The sequence below is a fragment of the Pectobacterium sp. HCp5_1 genome (assembly GCF_032905925.1).
Taxonomy (GTDB): domain Bacteria; phylum Pseudomonadota; class Gammaproteobacteria; order Enterobacterales; family Enterobacteriaceae; genus Pectobacterium; species Pectobacterium brasiliense_A.
In genome coordinates this window covers 1-8,067 of record NZ_JAUMIO010000060.1, presented here as the reverse complement: position 1 = coordinate 8,067, position 8,067 = coordinate 1, and the positions used below count along the sequence as shown (strand labels likewise).

Below are 8,067 nucleotides of genomic sequence, written 5' to 3'. Positions count from 1 at the left end.
CTGAATCGTAAAACTATCGGGTACTCAAAATCAGTGGAAATGCATGACAAGATAATCGGCACATTCATCGAACGTGAACATTATCTGCAATGACCTGATCTACATATTGAATACGTGACCAAATTCTGCTGGTCAACTGGAGCTTTTTTACGAAATTAAATTAACAGATGCGCGTATTGTTGACATTTCCTGTAATTACCCACACTCAATAAATAACAATGAAATGATGCCATATGAAAAAGTTTTATTAAAATATAACTCTATATCATGGGAGCATAAAGTAGCAGGAACATCTGGCTATAGTATCTGGAATGATAGTATTTCGTGATTTAATTAAAATACAGGCACAGATAATCACTTTATTAGTGGCTGTGCCTTATTTTACCTACTAAGAAACACATGAATTAAAAAACACTTTTATCTTGCGTATTATTTAATCACCTAAGGTTTTTTATTAATCGATTGCTAAGCCAGAATGAAAATATAATACCAAATACGGATGATGGAAATGAAATATCTTCAGGAAAAACTTTACCACATATATAAATTGATAGGGTTGAAAATATTATTGTCAGAAAAATAGCAGCAATGTCTAAAAAAACAGATCTTATTGATTTTAACATGACATCACCAATCGTAGAAAATATCAGCAAGTGCATTTATAAGTTCATCAGCGTTAGTGTGATCGTTTAATTTTGTTACAAAAATCAAAGGATCTATTTTTTTCGCTACGATGAAGTATAACATTTCAGTATTTTTTGATAATTGACTGATCCGATGGCTAACTTTTTCTCTGGCTAATTAGATATCTTTGTCTTTCTGGATAGTCTGGATGAGTTCTGCCGGAGTCATGTTATTTAATGAAGAATGCGTTCTTTCATGATTATATTCCATTCTTCTTTACTGATTTTATTGATGGCTATAATTTATCTGATAAATACTCAATAAACCAAAATAAATATATAAAGCATAATGCAGATGCTGGGAATAAAAACCTATCGATAGTAAATGACTAAAATTATAATTACCTCAGTTTGTCCACTAAATGGTGGCTTAACCAAAATGACAATATGAATCCAATGCCAGCAAATGGCAAAACAATACTCTCTGGCATATATCCACATAAGTAAATGATAACAATTGAGAAGATACCAGTTAAAATAATGGCTAGAATATCAAAAAAAACAGACTTTACGTTTTTTAACATAATGATTACCAATCATAAAAAATATCAGCCAGTACATTGATAAAATCGTCAGCATTAGTATGGTCGTTCGAACTAGTTACCACGATAAGGGGATTGATTTTTTTTGCTATAATGAAATATAACATCTCTGTACCTTGGGAATAAAGCATGTTATATATGACTTTATCATCGCGTCTTAATTTTCGGGCGGCACGAGATGCCTTTTCTACATAACCATATATTTGAAATGCTGTAATAACCCCTTGAGATAGTATTTTAGCTATACGCTTTACTTCTGGGTCATTAAATATTCTTGATGCAATTAGTTGTGATAATGCCTCAATTAAAGCAATTTTTGTTGCTTGTTTAACTACTTGATCTGTTATAGCATTAGAAAACTTATAACCTATATCTTTAAATTTTTCCGATAACTCTTTTTGCTCTTTCTCAGGCATTTTGGAAAACAAATAATCTACAATTGTTTTCACCATGTCATAAATAATAGAGGGTTTCCTGACCAGGGAAGACAAACAGTATAGCATCCTTTTATCTTCATTAATTATCAAAGATCTGTATTCAGTCATTACTTGTGCGTAGTTAGGATTCAAATGTGCGATTGAATATGGAGATATCCACACTGACATTCTTGCTGCACCTGTGCCAATGTCTTCTGCTGTTTCCTGAATGATGCCGCTAGTTCTTTTGATAAAAGCATCATAATATCTGGAGAGCACTCGATTAGATGATTCTATATATTCCATTATTAATTATTCTCCATGTGAAAATAATTTCACTTATTGATAAGTTACTTATTTTTAGCTCTAGAAACATAGCATACACCTTATGCTTTTAAAAGAATATAAATAGTAAATAATCAAACATAATAGAAGAAATAATTTGCTCGGTAATTATTACCTTGCATTCATTCTAAATAGCTTCGTCAAATAATAGATCACTTGAAGTGAATTCAGTCCGAGTTGTGCGATCTGATCAATCGCCAAATCAAAAAAATTACCAACCGGACTGAGCGATGCCGATCATAGCAGCAATCTCTGATGAAGAACGACGACTAATGCATAAAGAAGCCCAACAGACTCGCGATAAATACCATTCCAGACGACTCATCGCCATACTGATGCTACATCGGGGAATGACAGTCTCCGACGTCACCAGACTGCTCTGTGCCGCACGCTCATACGTTGGAAGATGGACAAATTGGTTTACTTTACAGGGTGTTGAAGGACTCAAGAGCATCAAGCCCAGACTAGCACCACGCTAGCCAGTCGCGGGTATCCTGCATATTTTGCCGCTTCTGCTTCAGCGTTTTCCTCAGTGAGTGATGCGCTGCATCATGAAACACCCCACCCACAACTTCCCCATTCCTCACCTATACTTGCTTCACTGCCCGATCTGCTAGTGTGTGGCAAAAGAGCGGGTGTGGTGAAAACGAAAACGCGAGGAGTAGGTATGGGTATTTTGTCCTGGATTATTTTTGGCTTGATTGCGGGGATTCTGGCTAAGTGGATTATGCCCGGTAAAGACGGCGGCGGCTTTATCCTGACGGTGTTGCTCGGGATTGTCGGTGCGGTTGTGGGCGGCTATATCAGCGTTTTCTTTGGGTTCGGCCGAGTCGATGGCTTTAACTTCGGCAGCTTTGTAGTGGCGATTGTCGGCGCGATTGTCGTGCTGTGGGTGTACCGCAAGATTCGAGACTAGTGTGATATCCGTTGCCCCTGTGCAGGGGTAACGGGCTTTTTTATTGCATCAATATGATGAAAACCAGTCGATGAGCTGTTCTGCCGCCTCATGAGGTGCCAGCACAGAGGTGTGCAGTGAACGATGATGGGCTGCATCGATCGTGTTGGCGTAGTCACAACTCCTCAGAATTGCTTTGAGCTTATCCTGCGTATTTACCTTACCGAACTGGTGTCGATCCGCGTTTTCCACCCGATTTAACAGGTGCGCTTCGTCGCTACGGAGCTGGACGAAAAATGGCGTAACGCCATGTTCTGCGCACCGTGCCTTTATCGCCTTAATGTACCCGTCGTCTTTGGCTCCTTCATAGCAGAAGGTCGTGATCAGATCGCGCTCATCCTCTGCGAAAAGCAGCGAAATGGCATAGAGCCTTAGCTCACAGGCGAAGCGCCTGAGCGTGCTAAATGCACTGTCAGGCGGGAGCACCGCCATCGCTAAGTCATACGTCAGATGGTTATGAAATAGCGTTGCCCCCGTTTTCTCCGCTAGCAGGCGACCGATCGTGAGTTTTCCCACCGCCGGTGGCCCGTAGAGGAAAATAAGCTTCTTCACTGCGCTGTACTCGTCGTGCCGGGTTCGTAATAGGTGATATTCAATGCATTGCGTGTTTTGACGGAGACGCCAGTTAGCGGCACAACCGCATGCCAGGTTTCATAAAACCCGTTGCGGATGATGACGCTGGCGTTGCCCATGATCGGAAGAACGGAATGGCAAACGTCAGCATGATTCTCAGGGTTGAGAATCTGAAAGGCGCCGCCCCAGCTTTCTTCCCATTCTCCGTTGAAATAGATAATCAGGCGGAAACCACGTGTCAGCGACGCATCGACATGGGGAAGGTAGTGCGTGTCCCGGCCGCCGCGAAAGGCCACCGCTTCCATTTTGAATTTGGAAAGGTCCGTGCCGCAGAAGGCAGACAGGGCGGCAGTAAAGTTGTCAGAAACCAGCTCGTCGCACATTCCCTGCCAGGCGTCGGACAGCATCGTGGTGTCGCTGACTTTGCCGGTGGCTAAAGGAATGAGGGTGCGGCGATAGAAGTAACCGCCGTTACGTTCACGATAGTTAAACCCGTCCGTCGGGAACTCATGAGCAAGCGTTGAGGCGATGCTGCTGTTACGCCATATCTGGGTTAATTCTCCCCACTGGAAAGGGGTTTCATGTCTCTTGCCGTGGATGATGCGTTCAAGATCAAAGTAGTCGGACATCTTTTCACTCCCTGTTGTTAATGACATCTGATGGGGGGTTAATCACACCTGACGGATAGTGGCGGTTAACGCCCATCAGAGGCTTCCCAGTGCCGTAGTTATGCGTTGAATCAGTTCCTCTGTTTCATTGGCTGAAATCGTGAAGGCCGGGGCCAGTTTTAAGTACGGGCCTGCTGCACCAACGATGACGCCATGCTGCCGTATCGCCGCCTGCGCACGGCCACACTGTTCGAGGGACGAAAATGTCATTGATAGCATCAGCCCTTTGCCTTGCACGCTGATCAGCCCCTCGGTTGGCGGAAGATGTTGTTTGGCGAGCTGGAGGATCGTCCTGCCTTTTGCCGTGACCGCATCGTAGAGGTGATGTGCATCCAGATAATCCATGACAAACAGCGCGGCGCGACAGCCCAGCAGGTTGCCGGATTGCGTGTGGCCGTGGCGGAAAAACGGCGGCGTTTGCCCTCTAAAGCTGTCGGTAATGGCCTCAGTGGCAAGCACGGCGGTAATGGGAACGCCACCGCCGAGACACTTGCTGAAAATGACAATGTCAGGCTGTGCGCCTTGTGAGACTGATTCACAGAACGTCCCCGCGCGGCCAACACCGCAGTAGACCTCGTCGCAAATCATTGGAATATCGAACTTCTTTGCCAGCAGCGAGAGCTGTTGCAGGAAGCCCTCAGGCAGCAGTCGGGTGCCTTCCATTGCCATAATCGGTTCAATAATAACGGCGGCGATAGTCGATTCCTGTTCTGCCAGCAGCGTTTCCCAGGCACTGATATCGCTGAGGTGCTCAGGCGGGGGCATCGTGATCGTATTGCTGTCGAGCAGGGACGGCAAAATGCCCTCGTTGATAAAAGGGCGTCTTGTTGCCATCATCGCGCCGAGCGTACAGCCGTGGTACGCACCGTTAATTGCCACGATTTTCGTTCGCGCCGGACGTGAGCGGTTGACCTGATATTGCCAGGCCATTTTTAGTGCGCTTTCAACGCCTTCGCTGCCGCTCCCGACGATGAATGTTTTGCTCAGGCCCGTACCGATGAGCTTCGCGGCAAGTTTCTCGGCCAGTTCGCCGGGGAGTTGGGTGTTTGAATAGATATTGCAGGCATGAATCAGCGTGGATAATTGCTGTTGCAGGGCGGCAATGAATTCAGGGTGAGAGTGCCCCAGACAGTGGTTATAGCAGCCGGACATGCCGTCAAAGTAGCGTTGGCCGCGCTCATCATCATAAAGATAAACCCCTTCGCCACGGTGAATCAGCGGGCGTTCATCTTGCTCCGCGAGAGCGGTGTAAGGCGGCCAGTATGAGTTAGAGATAGGATTCATATTGTGTCCCTGTCAGCGTGGTCCTGAGATCGTCAACGTTACTCACGATCGAATCAATCGTTCGGGTCTCTTTTTTCCCTGTGCCGGCGCAGAGCCTGAAATCGGAAATCCCCAGAAAGGACAGCGCCGTGCTGGCAACAATATCGGGCGCTGACATGACCTCTTCGTAGTCAAGGGTGAGGATGTCATGGTGCTGAAAAGCCTGATAAAACGCAGCCTGATTTTCCAGATTGCTATCGATGAATGTTGTTAATTCATCGGCAGACACCGCTATTTTTTCGTGCGAAATCGGGCGGCTATCCTGCTTGCCGACGTACCAAATGCGATCGCGCAGGCTTTTCTTCAACGACACAAATTGCTGTAGCCGGCTTCTTCTCTCTAACAGGATCAGTTTCAGGTCAGGGATCGCCTGCAAGGCGGGCCAGATGGGGGCATCACCCCAGGTAGTATCAAGATCCCGAAACAGCACGAAACCAACCGCCTCGACGTATTCAAAATAGGGTTTGAACAGGTGGCGATGCAGGATCGTCTCAATAGCGGTGTCTTTAACGGAATAGGGCAGCAAATGTTGACCAAAGCGGTTGAAGGCTTCACCGTGCATTTCAATATTCGGGTGGGAGCCTAACAGCGTGCGGAGCAGGTGGGTGCCTGCTCTGGGCGTGGAGACGATGGCAAACTTCTGATAGCGGGTTTGTGCAGCCAAAATGTCCGCATCCACGCTGCCGCCGACCCATTTGTATTTTTCAGCCAGAGCGATTTTTTCGCAGAACAGCGCAAAATATGGTGGTGCATCGTGCTGGAGGCCTTGTAGTTGCTCCTGAACTTCGTCTCCGCGTATGCCCTGAGCGCTCCAGTTGACGCCGTTGAGCCGGTATTCATGAACGAAGGCCAGCATTGCCGCCAGCGTTTCCTCGCTTATCGGTGTCCCGGTTAATTCATCTCGCATTCGGGCGTGAAGGTGCGCTTGCGGGCACGTCAGCCAGCCATCCCAACGTGCCGCTAACGCGGATTCCGTCATTGAACGATCGGTCATGATCTCTCCTTAGATTATGCGTTCAGGCTTGGTGCGCGGGTGAACATGCCTCTCAGCAGCGTTCTTGGGCTGGCGGGATCGTCCGTATAGGCATGGCGTCCGTGAGAGATTTTATCGTTACGCATGATCAAGGCCTGACCACGATAAAGAGGGAATGTCAGATGATAGCGGCTGCCTTCCGCGGCCAGTTGTGACATATACTCGACGGCCTCGACAACGCGCGGATTGATACTGCGTGAATAGTCCCAGTCGGCGGTCACATCCAGCGTAAACCCGCCAATAAACCCGCCGTCACGATCGGGACGAAAAACCGGACCAATATGGGCGTACTGTTTTCCGGACTGTGTCCCGGTTGAGCGGCGTCTGAAAATCTGTTCTTCAAGCAGAATATTCGCTAAATCAGGGTGTTCGGCCTGAAGTCGCTGAAAGGCAGAAACACTATCGAACAGAACGGTTCCGCCGCCCTGGGTCGCATGCTGCTTGCAAAGCAGAATCGACGTTTTTATGCTCCCAATCGGGATATACGAACCATCGGTATGAAGAGAAAGGTGTGAGGTACTATTGAAAACCTTATGGGTGCCGTGTGAGAGCCCGCCAATCTGATTCACTCCGGATGTGGATACCCCCTCTTTGTGCTCCTGACGGTTAAAGGCAGACTGATAAATATCACCCAGAGAATAAAGCGTCGACATATTTTGGAAGTCAGAATCCTCGTATTTCCATTCACTGGTAACGATGGCAAACCGATATTTTTCGATATGCGCAATGACCGCCGCCTTATCTTCACTATCAATGACTTGTGGTGACCATCCATCAAAGCAACTTTTCATCGCTATTACTCCTGTAATTAGCTCGACTGAAAACGTACATGAATTTATATCCGTCATACTTCAAGTTGCATGCCTATTGGCTAGATTACGCGCCTCCTCCATGAGCCTCGTTAATTTGGAATGATTAAATAGCTAATAATGATGTGGGCGGTATTTATATGGCGCTCATGCCTCCGTCAATGGAAAGTATTTGACCTGTAATATATTTACTGGCATCGGAGGCAAATAGGATCGCTGCGCCTTTTAAGTCTTCATCGTCCCCAATACGTTGCAGCGGGGATTTTTGCGCCAGGGCATCGACGCCAAGGCGATTCAACAAATTCTGTGTCATGGCGGAAGGAAAGAAACCGGGGGCGAGCGCATTGACGGTGATATTAAATTCTCCCCATTCGCCCGCCAATGCCCGGGTAAAGTTCACTACGGCACCCTTGCTGGTACTGTAAGCGATGCCTTCCAGCCAGCCGGGCAGATTGCCCTGCAAGCCCGCAAGCGATGCTACGTTGATAATTTTTCCATAGCGGCGGGGAATCATGCTGCATTTGCCGATTTTCTGCGTTAATAAAAACAGGCTGCGGATATTCAGGTTCATGACGCGATCCCAGTCAGCAATCGCATCAGGGTGGGATCTCACTTTACTTATTGAAATAGAGAACTTATTTCGATTTTATTGATCTGAGCTTTATCTCCACTAACACTCAGTGAAAGACAATGACTATCTTTAATTATATCAATGAAATA

Annotated in this window: 9 protein-coding genes and 2 pseudogenes; 4 read left to right on the top strand and 7 right to left on the bottom strand. The window is 46.6% G+C overall.

Annotated elements, in window-relative coordinates:
• Together Q3A88_RS21285 and tssD are read left to right on the top strand one after the other, a co-directional pair.
• Positions 1-93 (top strand): IS1 family transposase (locus Q3A88_RS21285; protein WP_317177888.1); only part of this gene is annotated, 93 nt, incomplete at its 5' end.
• A gap of 28 nt (positions 94-121) precedes the next feature.
• Positions 122-328: pseudogene (tssD, locus tag Q3A88_RS21280) on the top strand (type VI secretion system tube protein TssD); the annotation flags it as partial.
• An 884-nt stretch (positions 329-1,212) separates the two neighbouring features.
• On the opposite strand, the gene Q3A88_RS21275 reads toward tssD, so the two are convergent.
• On the bottom strand, positions 1,213-1,947 hold the full coding sequence (locus Q3A88_RS21275; protein WP_317178607.1) for a hypothetical protein: 735 nt from the start codon (positions 1,945-1,947) through the stop codon (positions 1,213-1,215).
• Between the two features lie 269 nt (positions 1,948-2,216).
• Here Q3A88_RS21275 and Q3A88_RS21270 point away from each other — a divergent pair.
• A pseudogene (locus tag Q3A88_RS21270) lies at positions 2,217-2,441 on the top strand (helix-turn-helix domain-containing protein); the annotation flags it as partial.
• A 212-nt stretch (positions 2,442-2,653) separates the two neighbouring features.
• Positions 2,654-2,902 carry a GlsB/YeaQ/YmgE family stress response membrane protein gene (locus tag Q3A88_RS21265; RefSeq protein WP_005972245.1) on the top strand — a complete coding sequence of 83 codons (249 nt, stop codon included), beginning with the start codon at positions 2,654-2,656 and terminating at the stop codon, positions 2,900-2,902.
• 48 nt (positions 2,903-2,950) lie between these two features.
• Here the strand turns inward: Q3A88_RS21265 and Q3A88_RS21260 are convergent, their stop codons facing one another.
• From Q3A88_RS21260 to Q3A88_RS21235, 6 genes are all read right to left on the bottom strand, one after another.
• Positions 2,951-3,493 carry an AAA family ATPase gene (locus Q3A88_RS21260; protein WP_110163226.1) on the bottom strand — a complete coding sequence of 181 codons (543 nt, stop codon included), beginning with the start codon at positions 3,491-3,493 and terminating at the stop codon, positions 2,951-2,953.
• Positions 3,490-4,143, bottom strand: coding sequence for a 2OG-Fe(II) oxygenase (locus tag Q3A88_RS21255; protein ID WP_317178606.1), 654 nt, complete (start codon positions 4,141-4,143; stop codon positions 3,490-3,492). Before Q3A88_RS21255 ends, Q3A88_RS21260 begins: the two co-directional genes overlap by 4 nt.
• Positions 4,144-4,218: 75 nt before the next feature.
• Entirely contained in the window at positions 4,219-5,466 is a 1,248-nt protein-coding gene (locus Q3A88_RS21250; protein WP_317178605.1) for an aminotransferase class III-fold pyridoxal phosphate-dependent enzyme, read from the bottom strand.
• Positions 5,450-6,499 (bottom strand): sulfotransferase family protein, encoded by a 1,050-nt coding sequence (locus Q3A88_RS21245; RefSeq protein WP_317178604.1) that lies wholly within the window; start codon positions 6,497-6,499, stop codon positions 5,450-5,452. Before Q3A88_RS21245 ends, Q3A88_RS21250 begins: the two co-directional genes overlap by 17 nt.
• A 14-nt stretch (positions 6,500-6,513) precedes the next feature.
• Positions 6,514-7,329, bottom strand: a complete 816-nt coding sequence (locus Q3A88_RS21240) for a TauD/TfdA family dioxygenase (RefSeq protein WP_110163230.1) — start codon at positions 7,327-7,329, stop codon at positions 6,514-6,516.
• Between the two features lie 154 nt (positions 7,330-7,483).
• A complete protein-coding gene (locus tag Q3A88_RS21235; protein WP_317178603.1) occupies positions 7,484-7,960 on the bottom strand; it encodes an SDR family oxidoreductase in 477 nt (158 codons plus the stop codon).
• Between the last annotated feature and the right edge of the window lie 107 nt (positions 7,961-8,067).

Excerpts from the sequence above, each read along its gene's own strand:
- Q3A88_RS21255 (WP_317178606.1), bottom strand. The coding sequence starts at position 4,143 with ATGTCCGACTACTTTGATCTTGAACGCATCATCCACGGCAAGAGACAT.
- Q3A88_RS21265 (WP_005972245.1), top strand. The coding sequence starts at position 2,654 with ATGGGTATTTTGTCCTGGATTATTTTTGGCTTGATTGCGGGGATTCTG.
- Q3A88_RS21250 (WP_317178605.1), bottom strand. The coding sequence starts at position 5,466 with ATGAATCCTATCTCTAACTCATACTGGCCGCCTTACACCGCTCTCGCG.
- Q3A88_RS21275 (WP_317178607.1), bottom strand. The coding sequence starts at position 1,947 with ATGGAATATATAGAATCATCTAATCGAGTGCTCTCCAGATATTATGAT.
- Q3A88_RS21240 (WP_110163230.1), bottom strand. The coding sequence starts at position 7,329 with ATGAAAAGTTGCTTTGATGGATGGTCACCACAAGTCATTGATAGTGAA.
- Q3A88_RS21245 (WP_317178604.1), bottom strand. The coding sequence starts at position 6,499 with ATGACCGATCGTTCAATGACGGAATCCGCGTTAGCGGCACGTTGGGAT.